Below are 21399 nucleotides of genomic sequence, written 5' to 3' on the forward strand. Positions count from 1 at the left end.
GTTGCCTCCATCGGAGTTGAAGTGAACGGGTGGAAATCCTTGAGGACCTAGCTCTTCTTCTTCAAGGCCTTGGCCAGGACGTCGCCCAGGGAGCCCATGTCCCCGCCGGCCTGGGGCTTGTAGCCCTTCCAGTCGGAGACCTCCTCCTTCTTGCCGGTTCCCAGGCTGATCTTGCGGTCGCGCAGGTTCACGCTCTCGATGCTGACCACGACCTTGTCGCCGGGAACGAGCTTGTCGAACTTCGCCTCGCCCTCGGCCTTGGCCATGACGGACTGGGGCAGGAGCCCGGTCACGCCCGGTTCCAGATTGACGAAGAGCCCGAACTGCTGGCGCTTCTCGACGGTGCCCTCGAAGGTCTGGCCCACGGGGTACTTGTCGGCCACGGTCAGCCAGGGGTCGCCCTCGGCGTCGCGCATGCTGAGCGAAATGCGCTGCTTCTCGACGTCGACCTGCTTGATCACGGCCGCGACCATGTCGCCGACCTGGACCATGTCGCCGGGCTTGTGCACGCGCTTGGCATAGCTCATCTCGCTGACGTGGACCAGGCCCTCGATGCCGGGCGCGATCTCGACGAAGGCGCCGAACTCCATGAGCTTGACGACCTTGCCCGTGACCTTGTCGCCGTCCTTGAAGCGCTCGGCCACGGTCTTCCACGGGTCGTCCTGGGCCTGCTTGATGGACAGGGACAGGCGCGTCTCGCCGGGCTTCTTGCCGGCACTGGTGCCGAGGTACTTGACCCGCACGCGGTCGCCCACGGACAGGGCCTCCTCGGGGCTCTGGATGCGCGCCCAGGAGATTTCGGAGATGTGCACCAGGCCTTCCACGCCAGGCACCAGCTCGACGAAGGCGCCGAAGGCCGCCAGGCGGGTGACGGTGCCCTCGACCACGTCGCCGGGCTTGACGCCGTCGAAGAACTCGGCGCTGGCCTGCTGCTGCTCGGCTTCGAGCAGGGCGCGGCGGGAGACGACGATGTTGCGTCCGCCCTCGGTCAGCTTGGTGATGCGGAACTGCAGGGTCTGCCCGACGTAGTCCTCGGGGTTGGCCACGTAGCGCGAGTCGATCTGCGACACGGGGCAGAAGGCACGGCGCTTCATGATCTCGACGTGGAAGCCGCCCTTGATCTGCTCCCTGACCTTGCCCTCGACCGGAACCCCTCCGTCATAGGCGTCCTGAAGCATGTTCAGCCCGCCGGCGCCGGTCAGAGCCTTGGACAGGCGCACGCTGTCGTCGGTCAGGCCCACCACGTAGAGCTCCAGCGTGTCGCCTTCGGCCACGGTCAGTTCGCCGGCGTCGTTCAGCAGTTCCTCACGGTCCACGATGCCGTCCACGGACGCGCCGCAGTCGACGAACACCGACTTCTGACCGATGGAGATGACCGTTCCGGAAACCTTGTCCCCTGCCTTGAGGGCCGCCTTGCGCTGGGATTCGTAGGAGGCGAACAGCTCGGCAAAATCTTCGCTCATGTTTGATTACCTTACTTCAACGTCTTGCGTCATTCAAAACGGGTAATGGAGTTGATGGACACCTGGTCGGCGGGTGCGTGTTCGTGGTCGCCCTGGGGTTTGACCCGGACTTTCTCAATTTTCTTGACCACATCCATCCCGTCAATGACCTGACCGAAAACGCAGTAGCCGAACTCTTCCTCGCCCTGATGGTCAAGGTCCGGGTTGTCGACCGTATTGATGAAAAACTGGGCGCAGGCGCTGTGCGGGTCCGCGGTGCGGGCCATGGCCACGGTGCCTTCGAGATTCTTGAGGCCGTTCGTGGCCTCGTTGACGATGGGCGCCTTGACCGGCTTTTCGCGCATCATGTTGTCGAGGCCGCCGCCCTGGATCATGAATCCCTTGACGACCCTGTGGAACAGGGTGCCGACGTAGAAATCCTCATCCACATAACTCAGAAAATTGGCCACCGTCTGCGGGGCCTTGTCCGCGAAGAGCTCGACCAGGAACTCCCCCTTGGTCGTGTCCACCAGGACCACCGGATTGCTCATTCCTTCCTCCAGAAAATTGTCTCAACAAAAACGGAGCATAAAAATATACGGCTCCGGGCCGTTTGGCAAACCCTTTGCCGCTGTCCCCGAACGCCGCGTAGCGCCCGCAAAAGCCGCATGGTGCCGGATCGGCAGCAACCCGCCGGAACCTTGGGGGCAAAGTGCGGACCTGCCCTTCAGTCGTGAAGGATCATTGCGTCTTTCCCTTGCGATACCCGCTCTTGAAATCGCCGGCCGCGTTCTCGACGCTCTTGACCGTTTTCCCGGTCCATTCTCCCATGGTCGAGCAGCCAGTGCCCAGGAAGGCAATCAGGCACGCCGCGACAATCCAGCATCTCCACATGAATAACCTCCTGTCCCATGCGCCGGCCGTGTCCGAAGCGCGGCCCTTCATTTTTCCTCCGGCTGGCAGCGTCTGTCGCACAACCCGCCCACCTTCCATCCGTCGAAGGAGGCATGGTCCTCCCGCGGCTCAACGTGGATGGTGATCTGTGCCCCGGGCAGGGCGGCGCGGATGCGTTCTTCCACGCCGCAGCAGAGGTCGTGGGAATGCTGCACCGTCATGGAACCCGGAACGAGCAGATGGAAATCGACAAATCGCACCGCACCGGCCCTGCGCGTCCGCAGGGCGTGATATTGCGTCCCTTCCCCCACCACCTGCCCGATGGCCCCGACGATGGCATCGACTTCGCGGGGCGGAAGGCCTTCGTCCATGAGGCCGGACACGGAGCGGCGCACGAGGGAAATGCCGGTCCAGACGATGTTGACGGCCATGATAAAGCCCAGCACCGGGTCCAAGATCTGCCACGATGGGGGCGCGAAGAGCATGACGCTCAGGGCGGCCACCAGCCCGGCCGAAGTCCAGACGTCCGTCAGGAGGTGCTTCGCGTCGGCCTCCAGCACGATGTTGTCGTACTCCCTGGCGGCGCGGAGCATGACCCTGGCGGCGATGAAATTCACGGCCCCCGCAGCGGTGGCCACGAGGATGCCCGTCCCGAGAGCCTCCAGAGGCTGGGGGTCGAGGAACCGCTGCACCGAGGCGTAGGCGATGCCCACCGCTGCGACGCAGATCAGCGCGCCCTCCATGCCGCTCGAAAGGTATTCGGCCTTGCCGTGTCCGTAGGCATGGCAGTCGTCGGCGGGCCTGTGGGCCGCGATGATGGCCAAAAGCGCGATGACGCCGGCCGTCAGGTTGACCACGGACTCCACGGCGTCGGAGAAGAGACCCACGGAACCCGTCAGGAAAAAGGCCCCGAACTTCAGGGCCATGGTCAGGAGCGAAGCGCCGATGGAAAGGTAGGCGTACCTGCGGGCGTGGATCTGCACGGCGGGCCTCGACTAGATCTCCGGCGCCCCGGCCGGGATCAGGCACAAAAAGGTCAACGGCGCCGAACCCGCGTTGCGGATCTGGTGCTCCTCCTCGCCGGGCACGAAAACCGCGTCGCCAGGCCCCACCGGCACCCATTCGCCCGCTCTGAAGACCTCGCCCTGGCCGGCGTGGAAGAAGATTTCGTGTTCCCAGGCATGGGTGTGGCGCGGCGTGTGGCCGCCGGGAGCGAGATCGAAGCGGCGCATGCAGAAATTGGCCGCGCCGTCGCTGTGGCCGATGATCACCCGCCCGGTGACACCGCTGGCCGGACCAAAATTGAAGTGGACCGGCTCGGGGGCCGTGGTGGATATGACTTTCATGGTCGTTGCCGTCCTTTTCTAAAAAAATGTTCGTGTTCAGTAATTCCAGACGTCGAAGAAATTGAAGCCGATGAGCACGTGCACATCCCTGCGGGCCGACAGGAACACGCTCCCGCGCACCGGGCTGAAGGAGAACATGCCGTTGTCGAGCATCCAGAAATCGTCCGGGGTGTCCTGGACGATGGCGAAGGAATGCCGCCGTCCGGCGAATTCCACCGAGACCACGCCCAGGGCGTCGTCAGGAAAACCCGCGTCGCGCAGCCGGTGCATGATGGCGATGGACTGATCCAGGCTGATGCCCCGGCCCTTGTCCAGGGTCACGGAGGAAGGACGCCACAGGTCCCCCAGCTCGTGCTTGATCTCAAGCAGCGTACGGCGGTGGATGCGACGCATGAGGGCCAGGTCCACAGTGCCTTTCAAGGCCTTGACCGGGCGGTCGTTCTCGAAAGTCATGGACTCCATCTGCGTCTTCTGCCATGTGCAGACGTCATCGTACAGGGGGCTGTTGCGCACGCGGTCATTGCGCACAAAGGAGCGCTTCCCGGGCCGCAACGCATAGAGCCAGCCGCGAACCGTCGAAAGGGCGTATCCGGACCAATATTGCAAGACATGCATGACGTTCTCCTGACTGTCGGTGAACGCCTCTTATTCAGGATTGGGCCTTCCTTTGTCAATTTGCTCCGCCGTCGCAGGCGCCGCCCCCCTCGTTGACAAACAGCCCCGGCCCCCATATTGATTGGGTATTCAATTTAAGACGTTACGACGAGTTCGCTCCTCGGGGCCGCTCACGGCACCGGGAATTTGTCGCCAGCACCATCAGGAGAACGGGAACACACCATGGCCAACGGACCGACAAAGAAGGAACTGCTGCTCAAGGCCGCCAAGGAACTTTTCAGCGAACACGGGTACTCGGAAACGACCTTCAAGAAGATTTCCGACCGCGCCGGCGTGGCCTTGGGGCTGCTCACGCACCATTTCGGCAACAAGGAGAAGCTCTTCCTGACGGCCGGGCTCGACGTGCTGCACGAACTCATCCTGACCATCAAGACCAACCTCCAGGGCGTGCCCAACGGCCTCGAAGCCGTACGCATCTTCGCCAACACCTACTTCGACTTCGCCCGCAACCCCCGACAGGACTTCATGGTCCTCGTCCGCTGCTCCCCCTTCAGCGACCTCAAGACCACCGAGGACAAGGAATTCATGATCCGCACCTTCTCGGAGCTCTACGACGTACTGCGGGACTGCGTGGAACTCGGCGTCAAGGACGGCACCATCCGTCCCGTGGATCCGCAGCGCGCCTCGGTGGTGGTCTTCTGCAACCTCGTCGGCGGCATCCGCCACGGACTGCTCACGCCCTACGGTGACGAGAACCTCTTCGACGACATCGTCGAATTCGTGATCTACGGCCTCAAGGCCCGTTGAAAGTCACCCGGCGGACATTTTTTCCTTTGGCCTTTTGATTGACGGACGTATATGGTGGAGCATCCTCCCGTCTGCGGGAGGATCGTCTCATGCGTTCCATCCAGGAGGCACCCATGCCGGAAAAACGAAAATCATCACGAACCGCATGTTTCGAAAGTTGTCTTGTGCGGCCATATGCCGGCGACTCCGCCTCATGCCCGTCCCTGATTCTGAACTACAGCCAGAACGGCCTCAAGATCGAAACCGAATACCCTTTGCGCAACGATGAGCACATCAAGATCTGCGACCTCGACGATGCCGTCGACGAGATGATCGCCGGAATGGGCCACCGCGTCGGCAAGGTGCGCTGGTGCACTGCCGGCCCTGCTCTCCCCGCCGGCCTCTACGAGGCCGGCATCACGCTGATCGGCGGGGTCTCCGGGAATGTCAGCCGGCGCAACCCGGCGAAATAGCTCCACGACTGCGGCCATCCGTCCTCCCTTCCCCCCCCGCAGCGCCGGGCCGGAAAACAAGTGCTTGAACTGGAGCGTGGACGAGGCTAGGATGCGTGACTGTTTCGGCGGACGACGCAGCTTTTTTTTCTTACCGGAAGGACACCCGGACGCCGCCCTCGCCAAACCTCAACGCCCCGCAAGGACGTATGACCAGAAAGAGACGAAACACCCACCGCAGGCAGTCCAACATCTTTCGAAAGAATTCCTCCAAGTCGTCCCGCGCCGCACTGCCGTTTCTCGCCTTCCTGGGCCTCCTGATCATCGGCGGCGCCGTCGCCTTCAATTTCCTGGCCCCCGAGGAAATCCAGTCGAGCGTCGACTACAGCGCCATGGGCGTAGCCGCCCGGCATGACGTCCAGCCTTCGGAAAACGTCGAGGCGCAGCCCACCGACCCCCGCGAACTCCCGGTGGCGGAGGCCCCGCGCGAGCCCGAAATCACCCGCATGACCGGCATCATCAAGAACGGCGACACGCCGTCGTCCCTTCTCGAAGGCTGCATGGCCCTGCCGGAGATCTACAACCTGTGCAACGAGAGCAAGAGCATCTACCCCCTGAACAACCTCAAGGCCGGGCAGCCCTGGACCATGATCTACTCGGGGGACGCCCTCGTCGGACTGGAGTACGAGATCGACGCCGAGGAGCGTCTCGTCGTCTCCATGACGGACGGCGGGTACGAATTCCGTCGTGAGGCCATCCCTTACGAAATCGAGACCAAGACCGTCTCCGGGGTCATCGAGAGCAGCTTTTTCGGCGCCATCGGCCAGGCCGGCGAGAACGACGAACTCGGCATTCGGCTGGCGAACGTCTTCGCCTACGACGTGGATTTCACCCGCGACCTGCGCCAGGGCGACAGTTTCAAGGCCATCGTCCAGAAACGGTACAGGGAAGGGAGCTTCGTCGGCTACGGCCCCCTGGCCGCGGCCAGCTTCACCAACCAGGGCCAGACCTACTACGCGTACAGCTACACCGACAAGAGCGGGAACACCGCCTACTACGACCAGAACGGCCGCCCGCTGCGCAAGGCATTCCTGAAGTCGCCGCTGCCCTTCACCCGCATCTCCTCGGGTTACACCATGAGCCGCATGCATCCCATCCTGAAGTACCGCCGGCCGCACCAGGGCGTCGACTATGCCGCGCCCACGGGCACGCCCATCAGCACCGTGGCCGACGGCATCGTCGCCCAGGCCGGGTCCAACAGCTCCCAGGGCAAGTTCGTGCGCGTCATCCACAGCAACGGCTACGAGACCATCTACAACCACATGAGCAAATTTGCCCAGGTCTCGAAAAAGGGAGCCCGGGTGAAGCAGGGACAGGTCATCGGCTATGTCGGCAGCACGGGCTACTCCACGGGGCCGCATCTGGATTTCCGCATGCGGCAGAACGGCAAGCTCGTAAACCCCCTGAAACTCAAGGTCATGCCCGCCGACCCCATCGCCAAGAAGGAGATGCCGAATTTCAAGGCCGCCATCGCGGCCTGGAAATCGCAGCTCGAAGAACCGGTCCAGGCGGCCTCCCTGGAGCAGCCGACGACCACCGTTCAGTAACCCAGGCAGCCTCCGACCCGGCGCTCCGCCTAGTCCGGCGCGCCCGGCACCACCCGGGCCAGGCAGACCTCCCGGCCGTGCTCCTCGCCCGACATGGCCACTCTCACCCCCCCTTGCCCGTCCGCCTCGTGACGGATCACGACGCCGTCCCCGGCCATGACCTCGCGGGCGTGCCGGATGCGGACAAAACGCGCGCAGCGTCCGCCGATGCCGAACAGTTCGAGATGATCGGCGACCCAATCCACGTAACGCAGATTGTTCATGTGCCCGAGGGCGTCGATATCGCTGACGCGGACGACCCTGCTCTCTGACGGCCCGGTTTCCGCGGGCGCTTCCAGCTCGGGCAGCGGCTCGCCGAACGCCGGGGCGGGCAGCAGCTCCCAGGGCAGCGAGAAGAAGGACTCGGCCTTGCGCGGGCGGCGGCTCTCCAGGTCCAAGCCGAACCACGCGCTCGTGCCCAGGGCGACCACCCGCCCCTCGCCGTCCAGAATGCGGAAGTCGCGATGGCACAGCAGGCGCTCGGCGTGGGTCGGCCAGGTCTGGACCCGCAGCGTCTCGCCCAGGACGGGAAAACGCAGGACCTGCATGGCCTGTTCGCGCAGGACCCAGGCGATGCCCAAACGCCCCAGCCTCGTCATGCCGAAGCCGAGACGTTCGGCGTGGCGCCCCGCGCTTTCCTGGGCGAAGCGGCACAGGGAGGTGATGGTGCACTCGCCCGCGGGGCCGGTATGGTACAGCTGGACGGTCTTGTCCTGTTCAAAGAGAAAGCTGTCGGAAGTTGTCATGGCATGTCCTTGCAACATTTTTTGTCCAGCGCAGGTAGCCCGTTTTTCCGGCGGCGGCAAGAAGCGGCAGGCTTCTTCATCTACGATGGCCATGGTCAGACCGACGCTCTCGGTTGCATGAAAAGGCGAATGCGACTACATGATTAAGGAGAACACACAGCAGGCAACGCCCCATGATCCGCGCCACGCTGCGGCAACCCTCCAGGAGCGACACATTGTCCCACGCGCCCAGCAACCAGACGATCCTGATCGTCGACGATGAGCCCATCAACATCAAGGCGCTCCAGCTCGTCCTCGGGGACGAACACAACCTCGTCTTCGCCACGACCGGGGAGATGGCCCTGGAGATGGCCGCCAACGACCCGCAGCCCGACCTCATCCTCATGGACATCGTCATGCCCGGCCTGGACGGTTTCGAGGTCTGCGAACGGCTCAAGAACAACGCCCGGACGCGGGACATTCCCGTGGTCTTCCTCACGGCCAGATGGGAGACGAGCGAGGAAGCCAGGGGGCTGGAGCTCGGGGCCGTGGACTACATCCGCAAGCCTTTCAGCCCTCCCATCATCAAGGCCCGCATCCGCAACCATCTCGAACTGAAAAAGACCCGGGACCTTCTCGAAAACCTGTCCACCCTCGACGGCCTGACCAACATCCCCAACCGGCGCCGCTTCGACGAGATATTCGCCCACGAGTGGAACAGGGCTGTCCGCAACAAGGCCCCCCTTTCCCTGCTCTTCATCGACATCGACCACTTCAAGAACTACAATGACTGCTACGGCCACCTGGCCGGGGACGACTGCCTCAAGGCCGTGGCCAGGGTCCTGCAATCCTCTCTGGGGCGCGCCGCCGACTTTCTGGCCCGCTTCGGGGGGGAAGAGTTCATCATCCTGCTTCCAGACACGCGGGAAAACGGCTGCCGCTACCTGGCCGAGGCCATCCGCAGCGCCGTTGAAAAGCTGGACATCGAGCACAAGGCTTCGCCCGTGGCCGACCACATCACCGTGTCCATCGGCGCGGTGACATGCGTCGACGTCACGGACTGCGACCGCGACCGTCTGCTCGAACACGCCGACAGGCTGCTCTACCAGGCCAAGCACGAGGGCCGGAACAGGGTCTCGTCGCAGACCGTGACAAACCAGTCATGAACCAACGGGGACCGCGAGCGCCCCGAACCGCACGGAGGACAGGATGGAACTTTCAGGAAAGCGTTTCGTCATTCTGGTCGACACTCAGTTCAACGATCACGAATTCTGGTATCCGTATTTCCGCCTGAAGGAGGCGGGCGCCGCAGTGACCGTCGTAGCTTCCTCGGCGGGCAAGACCTACGAGGGCAAGTACGGCACCCCGGCCAAGGCGGACAAGACACCGGCCGAGATCAGCGTCGCGGACTATGCGGGCATCATCATTCCCGGCGGCTACGCCCCCGACCACATGCGCCGCGACCAGAACATGGTCAGCCTGGTGCGCGCCTTCGACCAGCAGGGCAAGATCGTGGCGGCCATCTGCCATGCCGGTTGGATGCTCGTCTCGGCAGGCGTCCTCAAGGGCCGCACCGTGACCTCGTTCTTCGCCATCAAGGACGACCTGGTCAACGCCGGGGCCACGTGGCGCGACAATGAAGTCGTCACCGACCGCAACATGATCACGAGCCGCACGCCAGAAGACCTGCCCGCCTTCATGCGGACCATCATCGCCGCCTGCAAGGGCTGATCGTCGAATAGGCTCCCCGGTCGTCCGACAACGAAAAAAGCCATGGCCCGCACCTGCTGCGGCCATGGCTTTTCTTTTTCACGACCCGGGAAATCGTGTCAGCGGACCAGATCGCGATGCAGGATGAGGCGGGAAATTTCCTGAAACAGCTCCTGCTCCCTCACGACGCCAATGATCCTGCCGTCGCGCTCCACGGCCACGCGACGTCGGTTTTCCTCGCACAGCAGGAACGCCACGTGCATGAGGTTCGCCTCGCAGTTCACGACCGGAGACCTCGGGTTCATGATGTCGCGCACCTTCATGGATTCCAGTGCACGCGCTCTCGTGTTGAAAAAACCCGTCCAGAACATGGGCGAGAACTTCGTGCACGGCAGCAGGGAACCGTCCTCGGCCAGGAGGTGAGCCGGAATCATGGCCTGGATGAGGTTGCGCATGGTCAGTACTCCCACCAGCTCATCCCTGTCGAAAACGAGCACCGCGCGGTGCCCGGATTCCATGACGAGCCCCGAAGAGACGAAGTTCTCGAAGGACTTGCCGAGGGCCTCGATGCCCTCCCGGACCGTGCACGATGCCTGCACGCACGTATACCGCTCAATGGGGATCATGACCTCCGTGACCTTCCGTTCCCTGGGCGGGCCGCTTTTCGGGGCGGTCACGGCGTCATGGATGCGTCCCACGAGAACGTCCAGGTCGCACGGCTTGCAGAGGAAGTCGAAGGCGCCTGCCTCCAGGGCTCTGCGCGCCCCCTCCTCCTCGCCGTGCCCTGTGAAGATGATCACCCTGGTTCCTGGCTTCATGGCCAGAATGCGCGGCAGGGCCTCATCCCCGCTCAGGCCGGGCATGCGGATGTCGAGGAGGACGACGTCCGGGGACATGGTCTGCAGCAGATCCAGCACCTGGTCCCCGTTCTCGGCCGGAGTCACGAAGAATCCCTTGAGTTCCAGAATCTTTCCGATTGTCGCCCGAAAACGGGCTTCGTCGTCTGCGACGACGACATGCGGCCTACTCACTTCGCGCCTCCCGCCGTGTGGCTCCCGGCTTCAACGCGCCGGGGACAGTTTCCATATTTCATAAGCCGTCCTGACCCGTTCCATGAGATGCGACATGTCCACGGGCTTGACCAGGAAATCGAACGCGCCCCTGGTCAGGCACGCCGCCGCGTCGTCCGCCGAAGCGTGCCCCGTGAGGATGATGACCTGCACGGCCGGGTGATGATCCCTGATCTTTCCGAGCACTTCCTGTCCGTTCATGCCCGGCATCTTCAGGTCCAGGACGACGACCTGACACATCCTCTGACGCAGCAGATCGACCGCATCCTGACCCGTGGTGCAGAGTTCGACGTCGAACCCGCAGCGTCGGAGCACTTTTGCCGCGGTCTGCAGATAGCTTTCCTCGTCGTCCACAAGCAGGACCCGCAACGAATCGTCCGCCACGTTCACCTCGACGTTGATCTGATTCACCTGAATGCGCTCACGGGGCCTGCGACGGCACCCTGGGCAGAAGAACAAAAAACGTCGACCCCTGTCCCTTGACGCTTTCGAAGTCCAGAACACCCTTCATGCTCGTGACGATGCCGTGGCATACGGACAGACCCAGACCCGTGCCGCTGCCTGCGGGCTTGGTGGTGAAAAAGGGCGTAAAGATGAGGGACTGCTGTTCATGGCCGATGCCGACACCGTTGTCCGCGATGGCGATGCGCACCTTGTCCTCGCCCTCCGGCGCACACGACAGGACGATCTCGCCCGGTCTCGCCCCGCCGGTCTCGCCGATTGCGTAGATGGCGTTGTTGAGGAGGTTGAGCAGCACCTGCTGCAGGCGGCCCGGGTCCACGTGCACGATGAGCCGGGACGGGGATATGTTCAGCTTGAGCGCGATATTGTTGAGCTGAAGCTTCTTCTGGACCATGGTCAGCACTTCGGGGACGAACCTGGCCAGATCGATGTTCTGCTCTTCGGTATTGCCGGCCCGACCAAAACTCAGGATCGAATGCGTGATGCGCGCGCACCTGTCGACCTGCTGCTTGATCTGCCCCACGCTGGCCATGATCTCGTCGACGTCCTTGAGCGCGTCCCGGTCATCCCCGGCGCGGGTCCTGAACTCCTGCAGGAGCATGTCTATGTATGCCTGTTCGCTCTTCATGATCTGCAGGGGGTTGTTGATCTCATGGGCGAACCCCGCGGCCATCTCCCCCAGTTCGGCAAGCCGGCCGGCACGGTAGAGCTGCTCACGCAGCTTCTCCCTCTCCTCGTCGCGCATCAGGAGCATCTTCTCCACGTACGCGGTCAGGTACAGCGAGGACAAAAAAACCACGATGCCGCCGAACAGGACGGACAGCCCCACGAAAAGCACGGCTGAACGGGTGGCCCCGAAAAGCGTGGGCGCCAACTCGCGCGTGACCACCACCCATCCGCCGTTGCGCATGACGCCGCTGGCATAGGACACGCCCGAGTCCTGATCCAGGAAGGCGGACCCGACGCGCTCCGGGAACACCGGGCCTGCCAGATCCCTGTCCCGGGTCAGGATTTGCCCTCCGCTGCCGGCCATGATGTCCCCGTCCCTACCGACGAGAAGGACGTCCACGCCGCTCACGCGGGAGGCCATGAGCATGCGGGTCAGGACTTCCGGGGCCACGGACACCCGCAGGACCGTGGCCCCGCCGCCAGATTCCAGGCGCCGCGCCAGCACGAAATGGGGCAGGCCCATCTGTCCCGCCATGACCCCGCTGACGCTGCTCCCGTTTTCGAGGGACTCCTCGAGCCAGCGCCCGGGCAGGATGTGCCCGCCTTTGTAGACCCTCGGCCCGGCGTAGGCCAGGACCTCTCCCTCCTGGTCCACCAAGGCGACGTCGACCACTTCCCCGCGCTTGTCGTGAAGAGAGTCCAGCACGTTCCGGAGGGAAGCGTCGCCCGGACCGACCTGCCCCTGCACAAGGGTCAGGTCGCCGAGAAAATCGTCGAGGTAGCGGTCCAGGATGGTTACGTACTGCGTGGTCAGGAGGGAGAGCCTGCTGAGCGTGCTCTGCTGGACATGACTCCAGAAAAGGTAGCCCCCCGTGCCCAGGGCGAGGACCACGGGAACGAAAGGGGCTACGAGCAACGCGACGAAAAAATTGCGTTTTATGGTTTGGCGTGTGTACTGGCGCATATGCACCCGTCAGCGGAGGCCGCTTTCCTCGAAGGCCCTGTAGGCCGTCTCCACGACGATCTTCAGCGACACGGGCTTGAGCAGGTACGCATAGGCGCCGTATGCCATGCCGCGCATGCCCAACTCTTCGCCGCCGTGTCCGGAGAGCAGGATGACCTGCGTCCTGGGCCAGCCGAGCTTGATCTCGCGCAGGGTTTCGATGCCGTCCATGCCGGGCATCATGACATCGAGGACGACGACGTCGAAACGCTCTTTCTGGAGAAGCCGCAAGGCTTCCTGGCCGCCGCCGACGCCCGTGACCTCGAACCCTCTGCGTTCGAGGCGTTTGACCAGGGTTTCCATGAAATCCAGCTCGTCATCGACCACCAACACTCTCGGCCCGGCATGCACGGGCACGATCTGTACGCCGTTTTTTTCAGTCATGGTGTTTCACCGGCAGGAGAATTGTGAATTCGGTTCCCGTTCCGACCTTGCTTTCGAAGCGGATGCTGCCTCCGAGCTTGTTGATGATGGAGTAGCTGATGGACAGGCCAAGGCCCGTGCCCTCGCCGACCTTCTTGGTGGTGAAGAACGGGTCGAAAATCCGCCCCTGCACCTCCTTGTCCATGCCCGGACCGTCGTCGCGGATGCCGATCCTGACCATCCTCGACTCCGCATCCACACCCGTGGACACGGTGATGTGTCCATTGCGCCCGATGGCGTCGATGGCGTTGTTGAGCAGGTTGAGCAGGACCTGCTGTATCTGCGAAGCGTCTGACTGAATGCTTGGAAGATCCGGCGACAGTTGCCAGATCATCTCGATGTCCCTGAACTTGATCTCGTTGTCGAGGAAGGTCAGGGTCTGCCTGATGACGTCGTTGACGGAGATGTCGTTGCAGACCGGCTCCATGCGCCGCGCGAAGCCGAGCATCCTGTGCACGACGTTGCCAGCGCGCTCCACGTGCTGCTCGATCTTGGCCACGGCGTCCTCGAACTCCTTGAAGTTGGGACTGGCCTGCACGTCCTCCTCCTCCAACAGATCGCGCATCCACCCCGCCTTCTCCCGGATGACGGCCAGGGGGTTGTTGACCTCGTGGGCCACACCGGCCGCCAGCTTGCCAAGGGCGGCCATCTTGCTGGACTGGATGAGTTCCTCGTTGAGCTGCGCCTGCTGCCGGTCGCTGCGTTCCTGCTGTGCGACGATCATGCGCGTGATCAGCAGGGTCCCGATGATGATGACGGCGACCCCGCCGCCCATGAGGCCCCAGGTCGCGGCCTGCGTCCTGAAAAGCGGTCTGAGCTCACCGTGCTGGTCCTCCTCGATGACCAGCAACCAGTCCTTCTGTTCGAGCCAGATGCCGCCCACGAAAATCTTCTTGTTGTTGATCTCGTGTTCCATGACCTTGGCGCCGGAAAACGAAGACCTGAGGAACGGGGCGTATATCTCCATGACCTTGTTGCCGAAGCGCGGGCGGGTCTGAAGCTCGCCGGCGCGGTTGACCAGGTATGCGTCGCCGAGGTCGCCGACCTGCAGCCAGCGCACCAGGGAATCGAAGATGTCCGAATCGATGGTCGCCCGCAGAATCCAGACCTTGCCCTTCTCCTGCTTGGTAACGGCGATGATCATGTGCGGAAAGCCCCGAAATCCCTTGAACACGTCCGAGACGTAAACCTTGCGCACCATGACCTCGTTGAACCACGTCTCGTTCCTGTAGTTGGCCTGCGACAGGTTGTAGGGTCCGGAATAGCTGACGTGCACCCCGTCCTCGTTGATCAGCCCGAGATCGATGAAGGTCTTGGAGCTCATCTGCATGGTGTTCAGGATGCTCTCCAGCATGTCGGGCGAGGACAGGGCCTCGACGGAATGGGAGTTGGCGATGGTGCGCAGCTGGGCGACCTGCTCGCGCAGAAAGAGGTCGATGCCCTGCCGCTTGTTCTCTGCGAGGGTGGCGAGATTCGCCTGGACCTTGGAGTGATAGGTTTCGGCGAACATGGAATACATGGTCACGCCCAGCACGATGAGCGGGATGAGGGAAAAGCCCAGGGCCGTTACGGCTATCTTCGTTCCAAGATCCTTGAGCCCGAAAGCTGGCATACATTACACCCCGTCTTGGTGTTTCGCCGCACGGACGGCATCGGGAAGCGGCGCCGCCTGAAAGCTCTTGGCACCTTGCGTGCGGCGTTCGCGCCGTGGCAAGGACTCGCTCATGTTTTTCCCACCTGCGCTTTGGCAAACCGCAACGCGAGCAGCCTGTCGTAAAGCATGTCGATGCGTTCGAGCAATTCGTCGACGGAACAGGGTTTGAGCAGAAAATCGTTGGCACCCCCACGCATGGCGTCAAGGGCGATGTCGGTATGGGCGTGTCCCGACAGGATGATCACCCCGAAGTCGTCTCCCTTGAGGCGGCGCATTTCCCGCAGGACCTCCACGCCGTCCAACCCGGGCATCCTGATGTCCAGGATGACTATGTCCACCGGATTGGCGGCGAACCAGTCCAGGCCGTCCCGGCCCGAATGAGCCGTGGCCACGTCAAGCTTCCTGCGGCGCAGAAACTTGGTGATCGTGGCCAGGAACTGTTCCTCGTCGTCCACGAACAGGAGCTTGCAGTCTTCAAGGGAACTCATGTCTCCTCCGGAGGTTCAGACGGTTACCGGGCACGCTATGTCGCCAGGACGAACCTGGGCGTTATTTGCGACATATAGTGTGACATGGCCCTTCTCGCAAGAAACGACTGTCCCGTATCCGACATCCCCGCGCAGAGGGTGGCTGAAACGAAAGGTGGCTCCCTGCGGGATGTCGCACGGACTTCCCATGTCGGCCGTGACCTCCGCGCGTCCGTCGACGGTCTTCATCCGGAACACCTCGCCGCACCCGTGCGCCACCAGTTCGCCGTGCCATTTTCTCCCGAGCAGGAAATTCCAGCATCCCACGAGTATTCCCAGCGCGCCGAGACAGGCGGCCAGGAGGCGCGGTTCGACGGCGATCCAGCGTGTGACCATGGACGGGGATGCCGCCCGGCGATCCTCGGCTCCGGCAAAGACCCGCACGCTGAAGACCAGGGCGGGATTCTGCTTCTCGCCGAACCTGTCGCGCACCCTGATCTCGTAATTGCCCGGAACGGCGCGCATATCCGCATCCAGATACCCGCGCCACATGCCGCCACCGAACATGAACCCCGTGAAGACGCCTTCCGCGACGAGACGCAGGGCTCCGTCCGCGGGGGCGCCCTCGATGACGAAATCCTCTATGCGGTCGGTCTTGGGGGGCATGGGGCCGCTCAGAAGGTACCGTTCGCCGGGAATGAGGCGTATCTGGCCGGAGCTGCCGAGGAAGCCCCCGCGCAGGCCGTCGAAGAGGCACAGCAGGGCCAGGGTCAGCAGGACCATGGCCACGCGGCCGCTCAGGCGCTGCATGCGCCAGACCCGCTCGGCCACTATCATGCCGCGTCCCCGCAGGGAACGAAGCTGCGCCGCAGCCAACGCTTGCCGGCCCAGCCCAGGGCGAAAATCGGCACGAGCAGCGAGCCGAAAACCTGGAGGAAGACGAGGGTGAACTCCTCGGGGTTGCCCGAGGCCAGGTACATGGCCACGCTCAGGGCCGCGAGGACGAGGGCGTTGACCGAAAGGACCAGTATCTTGTGCAGCATGAAAAATCTGTATTCGCTCATGGCGCGCTCCTGAAGGGGCGGGTGCGCGGGGCGGCCGGGAGGGGGATCGGCCGCCCCGCGCACTCGCGAGGCGTTACTTCTTGAAGATGTCCGTCTTGCTGATGTTCATGAAACGCAGGGCCTTGCCCTTTTCCTTCCAGTAGATGCGCACTTCGTCACCGGCTTCCCAAGTGTACTCGGGCATGCCGAAGTACTCCTCGGGAACGCTGAAGGTCACGAGCATCTTCTGGCGTCCGGAGTAGATGGTGATGGTCTTCTTGTCCTGGTCGACCAGGGGGAACTTCTTGGCCGCGTTCTTGTCCTTGTCGAAGACCAGGGGGTGGTCCTTGGCGATGTCCTTCTGCACGTCTACAATGGTGATGGGCAGCTCTTCAAGGGCCTGGGTGTTGGGGTTGAAGATCTTGATGTACTTCTTCTCCACGTCGAGCTTCATGCGCAGCCCGATCTTGGGATCCGCGCCGCGGTCGATCGGTTCCGTAGGCAGCGTGTACGTGTGCGGCGGAAGGATCGAATAGTCGGGGTTCGAGGGCTCCATGTTCTTGTCCTCGATGACGGTCACGGTTGCCTTTTCCTTGTCGAAGGCGATGACCCGGCCCTGGTCGACCTTGCCGTATTCTTCGCAGCCCAGCGCTCCGAAGGCCAGCATGGCGATGGAGAGCAGGATGAGTGTGCGTTTGATATTCATGAGTGTTCTCCTTGTCGGTTCGCGCTGTGCTAACGGTTCTTCTTCATGGCAAGTTCGCGCTTGGCGCCGGCGACCATCCTCATGAAGATGTAGATGGACATGCTGGCCACGAGTCCGAGGACCAGCGTGGTCGAGGCGTTGTCCAGCAGGGTCCCGTAGCCGGGCAACCAGGGCTTGATGAGCTTCAGGAAGATGGAGACTGCGCAGCCCACGACGGCCAGGCCGAAGGCGATGCGGATGCCGTAGCCCTTGATGTACTTGGTGGCCACCGCGCCGACCTGGGCGCCCATGGCGGCGCCGACCAGCATGATCATCGCGGCGACAAGCTCGGTGCGGCCCTTCCAGGTGTAGGTGGCTGCGCCGTAGAGGCCGGAGATGGCCACTTCGAAGAGGTCGGTGCCGACGGCGACGTGGGTCGGGCAGCCGATGAGGTAGATCAGGGCGGGCATGCGGATCAGGCCGCCGCCGATGCCCAGGATGCCGGCCAGCCAGCCGGTCAGGAAGCTGACGATGATGGGCAGCCAGGCGGAGCAGTAGATGCCGGCTTCCTTCAGGTGAACCATGGGCGGGATGTGGATCTTGTGCAGCTTGGAGGCGAAGTCGATGCCCTGGACGCTGTCGTCGAGGACCTCGCCCTTGGCGGCCGCGGCGCGCTCCAGCTTCTTGCGCTTGCCGACGTCGTGGAAGACCATCCAGGCGATGCCGGCCAGCAGGGCCATGTAGATCCAGCGCACGACCTTCTCGACGCTGCCGATGCGCTCCAGCCACATGACCATCTGGGCCCCGATCTCGAAGCCCACGACTGTGCCGACGAGCATGATGAGGCCCAGCTTGTAGTCGACGTTGCCGAACTTGCCGTGGCGCATGGTGGAGATGAGGGACTTGCCTGCCATGTGCGCGATGTCCGTGCCGATGGCAAACGCCATGGGGAAGCCCAGGATGTTCAGGCCGGGGGTGACCATCCAGGCGCCGCCCATGCCGAAGAACCCGCCGATGATGCCGACGCCCACGCCGAGAATGATCAGGCCGGGCCAGAAAATTTTAACGCCCGCGATGGGCATGAGTACGTATAGCCATTCCATGGTTCATGTCTCCTTGTTCGTGAGTGGGGTTTAGTGGCCGGGAAGGTCTTTGGACTTCAGGTCGATGCCGATCCTCGACATGATGAGGTCTGCAATCACGCCGAAGACGACGCCCGTGACGGGAATGAGAACGATCGTCAGGAGCATGAACTGCAGATGACTCTCGTTGTACAGATTGGCCCACCACGCCAACACGCCCGTCAGCTTGCGCGTGTCGGCCACGATCACGATGGGAGCCTCGTTGCCTCCGCCTGCGGCCAGGGCGAAGCCCGGACACAGCACGATCATTGCCATGAGTGACCACCACAGCCTGCTCAATTTCGCTTTCATTGTTACCTCCAGAATGTTTTCAACCCCACTCCGCCCGTCTGCCCGGGCGGCTTTGCCTCTTTCCGACTTCGCCCCTTGGGGCGACTTCTTGTTCGGGACCAGCGCCAGTCACGCACTGTCATCCCCTGTGAGGCAAGGAGTGTGCCACTACACTTCGCGCATCAATTTTCTATTACATTCCAGATTATTAAAAAAAGATATTGCGCAATATTTCGCGTCATGTTAAAAAATGCACAAAACATTTCGCATCTCCAGCGACAGGCCAGGAGCTCGCATGCGCTACTCGTACCCGCCGATACTCAACCCGGTCCTCAATCTCGAACGCCCGCTCAAAGAGTGGAGCATCACCAGACTCCTGCTGCTGGTGGGAACTCCGCTCATGGCCGCGGTCATGCTCGCCATGACCGTGTCCACCTACCGCATCACGACCCACTATCTCAGCCGCGCGTATGCGCGGAACGCCCACACGAGGGCCCTGGCACTAGCCCACACCATCGAGAACCTGCTCCTGGATGCCCGCTTCGAGCTCGAGCATATCGCGGGCATGGACCCGACCCCGGACTCGATCCAGCGGTACATGGCGAGCAAGCCCGAGGCCAAGAGGAGGCAGTACGCCGAAATCGCGTTCCACGCCGTGGAAACGAAGCAGAACTTCCTGCTGTTGAACACGGGGGAGCAGATCTGGAGGGTTCCGGACGACAAGGCTTCGGAAATCAAGTTCGGGACGATACACAAGAGGGAGCGCGGGGGGAGGGCCGTCCACGACTACGTGCAGATCGACCAGCCGGTACAGGTCTACTACACTTCCGTGCCCGTGGCCGGCACGCCCCAGAACATCGAGTTGTCGGTGATCCGGCTGAGCACCCCGGTATATGACTCGGCCAGAACCTTCCTCGGCTACCTGACCCTGTCCCTGGACATCGTCGAGATGCAGCGGATCATGACCCTCTTCTCCTCGAACCAGTCACCGCTCTACATTTTCCCTCAGGAAAAGGAGCGAGTCAGCAGCTTCTTTTTCGATCTTTCAGGCTGGCTCATCAGCGAAACCGGCCCCCTTGGGCCCGGGCGCGGGCACATTTCCGTCGACGCCATCCGCACAGGGCTGCAGGGCGACGTCGGCCGTCCCGGCTTCGCGAGCGCGTTCCGTCCGAGCCCCCAATACGAGAAGTACTGGGCCGTCGTCTCGGCGGTGCAGTCGGGACGGGACGGGGAGGCCGACTTCTCGAACTTTTTGAACGACCCGGCAAATCCCGAGCGGGACCATTTCCTGTACTACGTCCCCATCCGCTTCCAGGAGGAGGAGCAGCAGAACCCCGCCATCGTCGGGGGCCTCGGCTGCATCGACAGCAGCTTCATGCTCAAGTCCTCGCGTTACGAGATAGCCCTGGCCCTGTCCGTGGCCTGGATGGCGGCCCTCGTGCTCACGGTGGCCGCCTTTTTCTACGTCAACCGACGCATCAGCAGGCCCCTCAAGGCACTGACCGCCGCGACGGAAAAGCTGGCCCTGGGAGAAGATTCCTCCATCCTCGGCCTTTCGCCGCTGCCCAAGGAGCTGCGCCATCTCCAGAACGCGATGAATGTGCTTGTCCTGCAGCTGCACGCCGCGCGCGAGGAGACCAAGGTCAGGCAGATCCAGGCGCTGGAGGAGTTGCAACGGCAGCCCGTGTGCCTCGATTCCCTTGGGGAGGCCGGGCGTTACATCGACAAATCGTTCGAAAACGGGGCGCCATTCGGCATCGTCGGCGCCAGCCAGGCCGTCCGCAACCTGAACGCCATGATTCAGAAGGCCGCCCAGGTCATGGCCGACGTGCTTGTCATCGGCGAAACCGGCACCGGGAAGGAACTGACGGCCGAAGCGATCCACCGGGCCAGCACCAGGGCTTCGCGGCCTTTCATTTCGATCAATTGCGGGGCGCTGGATGAGAATCTGCTCATGGACGCCCTGTTCGGCCACGTCAAAGGGGCCTTCTCGGAGGCCAAGGGCGACCGCAAGGGCGCCTTCCTCGCCGCATCGGGCGGCACCCTGCATCTGGACGAAATCGGCAACGCCTCGCCCAAGGTCCAGCAGGCGCTGCTGCGCGCCCTGGCCGCGCGGACCATCAGACCCCTGGGCAGCGACCAGGACCAGCCCTTCGACGCCAGGGTCATCGCAGCCACCAACGTTGACCTGCTCGAATGCTCGCGAAACGGTTCCTTCCGGGAGGACCTCTACTACAGGCTGGCCGTCATCACCATCACCACCCCGCCGTTGCGCGACCGAAAGGAGGACATCCCGTCCCTGGTTCGCCACTTCCTCAAAGCCCAGTCCGCGGGTGGAACCCCGCCCGAACTGAGCAGAGGGGCCCTCGACAAGCTCATGAATCACGACTGGCCGGGAAACATCCGCGAGCTCAGGAATTCCATCACGCGCGCCCTGACCTTTGCCGAGGGCGATATCCTGCTGGCGGAGCACATCGTGCTGGGCCAGCCCGGCACGCAGATGGCTACGGACATGGCCGGCCAGCAGGATGTCCAGATTCAGCGGCCGGCTGCCGAAACCTCAACCGTAACGCAGGCCGCCGCAGAAGACACGAAAGCAGCGCAACAGACCTCCTCGCCCCCTGTCGCGCAAACGCGCAACAACGCACGCGTCATGTCCGCGGTGCAGGAACTCAACGCCCGGCAACGGAAGGCGTGGCCGACGATCCTGAAAAACGGTGGCACGAACCGTGCACAGTACCAGGATGCGGTCGGCGAGGAGATTTCCATCCGCACCGCGCAATACGACCTGCAGGAACTGGTTTCCCGGGGCCTGCTGAGAAAGACCGGCAAGGGACCGTCCTCACGGTACGTCCTGACCGGCAGAGAACAATAACGGCAGCCCGCGAGGATGTG

24 protein-coding genes are annotated in these 21399 nt (G+C 63.1%); 6 read left to right on the forward strand and 18 right to left on the reverse strand.

Annotated elements, in window-relative coordinates; all coding sequences use genetic code 11:
• Positions 1-47 precede the first annotated feature (47 nt).
• From ACZ5AC_RS10035 to ACZ5AC_RS10060, 6 genes are all read right to left on the reverse strand, one after another.
• The gene (locus tag ACZ5AC_RS10035; protein ID WP_464247479.1) at positions 48-1463 is read right to left on the reverse strand and encodes a 30S ribosomal protein S1; all 1416 of its coding nucleotides are present in this window, start codon (positions 1461-1463) and stop codon (positions 48-50) included.
• Positions 1464-1492: 29 nt separating this feature from the next.
• Entirely contained in the window at positions 1493-1993 is a 501-nt protein-coding gene (locus ACZ5AC_RS10040) for a peptidylprolyl isomerase (RefSeq protein WP_464247480.1), read from the reverse strand.
• Between the two features lie 190 nt (positions 1994-2183).
• Positions 2184-2336, reverse strand: a complete 153-nt coding sequence (locus ACZ5AC_RS10045) for a hypothetical protein (RefSeq protein WP_464247481.1) — start codon at positions 2334-2336, stop codon at positions 2184-2186.
• Positions 2337-2383: 47 nt separating this feature from the next.
• Complete coding sequence (locus ACZ5AC_RS10050; protein ID WP_464247482.1) at positions 2384-3319, reverse strand: cation diffusion facilitator family transporter; 936 nt, start codon at positions 3317-3319, stop codon at positions 2384-2386.
• 12 nt (positions 3320-3331) lie between these two features.
• Positions 3332-3682 (reverse strand): cupin domain-containing protein, encoded by a 351-nt coding sequence (locus ACZ5AC_RS10055; RefSeq protein WP_464247483.1) that lies wholly within the window; start codon positions 3680-3682, stop codon positions 3332-3334.
• A 36-nt stretch (positions 3683-3718) separates the two neighbouring features.
• The gene (locus ACZ5AC_RS10060) at positions 3719-4297 is read right to left on the reverse strand and encodes a hypothetical protein (RefSeq protein WP_464247484.1); all 579 of its coding nucleotides are present in this window, start codon (positions 4295-4297) and stop codon (positions 3719-3721) included.
• A 222-nt stretch (positions 4298-4519) separates the two neighbouring features.
• Here ACZ5AC_RS10060 and ACZ5AC_RS10065 point away from each other — a divergent pair, with 222 nt between their 5' ends.
• The 3 genes from ACZ5AC_RS10065 to ACZ5AC_RS10075 all read left to right on the forward strand — a co-directional run bounded on the left by ACZ5AC_RS10065 (position 4520) and on the right by ACZ5AC_RS10075 (position 7142).
• Positions 4520-5104: a TetR/AcrR family transcriptional regulator gene (locus tag ACZ5AC_RS10065; protein ID WP_464247485.1), complete on the forward strand. Its 585-nt coding sequence runs from the start codon at positions 4520-4522 to the stop codon at positions 5102-5104.
• A gap of 89 nt (positions 5105-5193) precedes the next feature.
• Complete coding sequence (locus ACZ5AC_RS10070; protein WP_464247486.1) at positions 5194-5556, forward strand: hypothetical protein; 363 nt, start codon at positions 5194-5196, stop codon at positions 5554-5556.
• Between the two features lie 188 nt (positions 5557-5744).
• Positions 5745-7142, forward strand: a complete 1398-nt coding sequence (locus tag ACZ5AC_RS10075) for a peptidoglycan DD-metalloendopeptidase family protein (protein WP_464247487.1) — start codon at positions 5745-5747, stop codon at positions 7140-7142.
• 29 nt (positions 7143-7171) lie between these two features.
• Here the strand turns inward: ACZ5AC_RS10075 and ACZ5AC_RS10080 are convergent, their stop codons facing one another.
• Positions 7172-7927, reverse strand: coding sequence for an acyl-[acyl-carrier-protein] thioesterase (locus ACZ5AC_RS10080; RefSeq protein ID WP_464247488.1), 756 nt, complete (start codon positions 7925-7927; stop codon positions 7172-7174).
• Between the two features lie 215 nt (positions 7928-8142).
• Here ACZ5AC_RS10080 and ACZ5AC_RS10085 point away from each other — a divergent pair, with 215 nt between their 5' ends.
• Both ACZ5AC_RS10085 and ACZ5AC_RS10090 read left to right on the forward strand, forming a co-directional pair.
• Positions 8143-9072: a diguanylate cyclase gene (locus ACZ5AC_RS10085; RefSeq protein WP_464247489.1), complete on the forward strand. Its 930-nt coding sequence runs from the start codon at positions 8143-8145 to the stop codon at positions 9070-9072.
• Positions 9073-9115: 43 nt separating this feature from the next.
• A complete protein-coding gene (locus ACZ5AC_RS10090; protein ID WP_464247490.1) occupies positions 9116-9637 on the forward strand; it encodes a type 1 glutamine amidotransferase domain-containing protein in 522 nt (173 codons plus the stop codon).
• A 98-nt stretch (positions 9638-9735) separates the two neighbouring features.
• On the opposite strand, the gene ACZ5AC_RS10095 is transcribed toward ACZ5AC_RS10090, so the two are convergent.
• The 11 genes from ACZ5AC_RS10095 to ACZ5AC_RS10145 all read right to left on the reverse strand — a co-directional run bounded on the left by ACZ5AC_RS10095 (position 9736) and on the right by ACZ5AC_RS10145 (position 18525).
• Positions 9736-10647 (reverse strand): CBS domain-containing protein, encoded by a 912-nt coding sequence (locus ACZ5AC_RS10095; RefSeq protein ID WP_464247491.1) that lies wholly within the window; start codon positions 10645-10647, stop codon positions 9736-9738.
• A 30-nt stretch (positions 10648-10677) separates the two neighbouring features.
• Positions 10678-11097 (reverse strand): response regulator, encoded by a 420-nt coding sequence (locus tag ACZ5AC_RS10100; protein ID WP_464247492.1) that lies wholly within the window; start codon positions 11095-11097, stop codon positions 10678-10680.
• A gap of 10 nt (positions 11098-11107) precedes the next feature.
• The gene (locus ACZ5AC_RS10105) at positions 11108-12781 is read right to left on the reverse strand and encodes a sensor histidine kinase (RefSeq protein ID WP_464247493.1); all 1674 of its coding nucleotides are present in this window, start codon (positions 12779-12781) and stop codon (positions 11108-11110) included.
• Positions 12782-12790: 9 nt separating this feature from the next.
• On the reverse strand, positions 12791-13204 hold the full coding sequence (locus ACZ5AC_RS10110; RefSeq protein ID WP_464247494.1) for a response regulator: 414 nt from the start codon (positions 13202-13204) through the stop codon (positions 12791-12793).
• A complete protein-coding gene (locus ACZ5AC_RS10115) occupies positions 13197-14855 on the reverse strand; it encodes a sensor histidine kinase (RefSeq protein WP_464247495.1) in 1659 nt (552 codons plus the stop codon). Before ACZ5AC_RS10115 ends, ACZ5AC_RS10110 begins: the two co-directional genes overlap by 8 nt.
• A 110-nt stretch (positions 14856-14965) precedes the next feature.
• Positions 14966-15385 (reverse strand): response regulator, encoded by a 420-nt coding sequence (locus ACZ5AC_RS10120; RefSeq protein WP_464247496.1) that lies wholly within the window; start codon positions 15383-15385, stop codon positions 14966-14968.
• A gap of 15 nt (positions 15386-15400) precedes the next feature.
• A complete protein-coding gene (locus ACZ5AC_RS10125) occupies positions 15401-16201 on the reverse strand; it encodes a hypothetical protein (protein ID WP_464247497.1) in 801 nt (266 codons plus the stop codon).
• Positions 16198-16428 carry a hypothetical protein gene (locus ACZ5AC_RS10130; protein ID WP_464247498.1) on the reverse strand — a complete coding sequence of 77 codons (231 nt, stop codon included), beginning with the start codon at positions 16426-16428 and terminating at the stop codon, positions 16198-16200. The genes ACZ5AC_RS10125 and ACZ5AC_RS10130 overlap by 4 nt, the downstream gene beginning before the upstream one ends.
• Before the next feature lie 73 nt (positions 16429-16501).
• On the reverse strand, positions 16502-17113 hold the full coding sequence (locus ACZ5AC_RS10135; protein WP_464247499.1) for a DUF4881 domain-containing protein: 612 nt from the start codon (positions 17111-17113) through the stop codon (positions 16502-16504).
• 29 nt (positions 17114-17142) lie between these two features.
• Positions 17143-18195, reverse strand: coding sequence for a sulfite exporter TauE/SafE family protein (locus ACZ5AC_RS10140; RefSeq protein WP_464247500.1), 1053 nt, complete (start codon positions 18193-18195; stop codon positions 17143-17145).
• A gap of 30 nt (positions 18196-18225) precedes the next feature.
• Entirely contained in the window at positions 18226-18525 is a 300-nt protein-coding gene (locus ACZ5AC_RS10145) for a DVU0150 family protein (protein ID WP_464247501.1), read from the reverse strand.
• Positions 18526-18799: 274 nt separating this feature from the next.
• Here ACZ5AC_RS10145 and ACZ5AC_RS10150 point away from each other — a divergent pair, with 274 nt between their 5' ends.
• Positions 18800-21379 carry a sigma 54-interacting transcriptional regulator gene (locus ACZ5AC_RS10150; protein WP_464247502.1) on the forward strand — a complete coding sequence of 860 codons (2580 nt, stop codon included), beginning with the start codon at positions 18800-18802 and terminating at the stop codon, positions 21377-21379.
• Positions 21380-21399 lie beyond the last annotated feature (20 nt).

This window comes from Desulfomicrobium aestuarii, assembly GCF_055385525.1.

Coding starts and splice junctions, on each gene's coding strand:
- ACZ5AC_RS10035 (WP_464247479.1), bottom strand. CDS start 1,463: ATGAGCGAAGATTTTGCCGAGCTGTTCGCCTCCTACGAATCCCAGCGC.
- ACZ5AC_RS10040 (WP_464247480.1), bottom strand. CDS start 1,993: ATGAGCAATCCGGTGGTCCTGGTGGACACGACCAAGGGGGAGTTCCTG.
- ACZ5AC_RS10045 (WP_464247481.1), bottom strand. CDS start 2,336: ATGTGGAGATGCTGGATTGTCGCGGCGTGCCTGATTGCCTTCCTGGGC.
- ACZ5AC_RS10055 (WP_464247483.1), bottom strand. CDS start 3,682: ATGAAAGTCATATCCACCACGGCCCCCGAGCCGGTCCACTTCAATTTT.
- ACZ5AC_RS10060 (WP_464247484.1), bottom strand. CDS start 4,297: ATGCATGTCTTGCAATATTGGTCCGGATACGCCCTTTCGACGGTTCGC.
- ACZ5AC_RS10065 (WP_464247485.1), top strand. CDS start 4,520: ATGGCCAACGGACCGACAAAGAAGGAACTGCTGCTCAAGGCCGCCAAG.
- ACZ5AC_RS10070 (WP_464247486.1), top strand. CDS start 5,194: ATGCGTTCCATCCAGGAGGCACCCATGCCGGAAAAACGAAAATCATCA.
- ACZ5AC_RS10075 (WP_464247487.1), top strand. CDS start 5,745: ATGACCAGAAAGAGACGAAACACCCACCGCAGGCAGTCCAACATCTTT.
- ACZ5AC_RS10080 (WP_464247488.1), bottom strand. CDS start 7,927: ATGACAACTTCCGACAGCTTTCTCTTTGAACAGGACAAGACCGTCCAG.
- ACZ5AC_RS10090 (WP_464247490.1), top strand. CDS start 9,116: ATGGAACTTTCAGGAAAGCGTTTCGTCATTCTGGTCGACACTCAGTTC.
- ACZ5AC_RS10105 (WP_464247493.1), bottom strand. CDS start 12,781: ATGCGCCAGTACACACGCCAAACCATAAAACGCAATTTTTTCGTCGCG.
- ACZ5AC_RS10110 (WP_464247494.1), bottom strand. CDS start 13,204: ATGACTGAAAAAAACGGCGTACAGATCGTGCCCGTGCATGCCGGGCCG.
- ACZ5AC_RS10115 (WP_464247495.1), bottom strand. CDS start 14,855: ATGCCAGCTTTCGGGCTCAAGGATCTTGGAACGAAGATAGCCGTAACG.
- ACZ5AC_RS10120 (WP_464247496.1), bottom strand. CDS start 15,385: ATGAGTTCCCTTGAAGACTGCAAGCTCCTGTTCGTGGACGACGAGGAA.
- ACZ5AC_RS10125 (WP_464247497.1), bottom strand. CDS start 16,201: ATGATAGTGGCCGAGCGGGTCTGGCGCATGCAGCGCCTGAGCGGCCGC.
- ACZ5AC_RS10130 (WP_464247498.1), bottom strand. CDS start 16,428: ATGAGCGAATACAGATTTTTCATGCTGCACAAGATACTGGTCCTTTCG.
- ACZ5AC_RS10135 (WP_464247499.1), bottom strand. CDS start 17,113: ATGAATATCAAACGCACACTCATCCTGCTCTCCATCGCCATGCTGGCC.
- ACZ5AC_RS10140 (WP_464247500.1), bottom strand. CDS start 18,195: ATGGAATGGCTATACGTACTCATGCCCATCGCGGGCGTTAAAATTTTC.
- ACZ5AC_RS10145 (WP_464247501.1), bottom strand. CDS start 18,525: ATGAAAGCGAAATTGAGCAGGCTGTGGTGGTCACTCATGGCAATGATC.
- ACZ5AC_RS10150 (WP_464247502.1), top strand. CDS start 18,800: ATGCGCTACTCGTACCCGCCGATACTCAACCCGGTCCTCAATCTCGAA.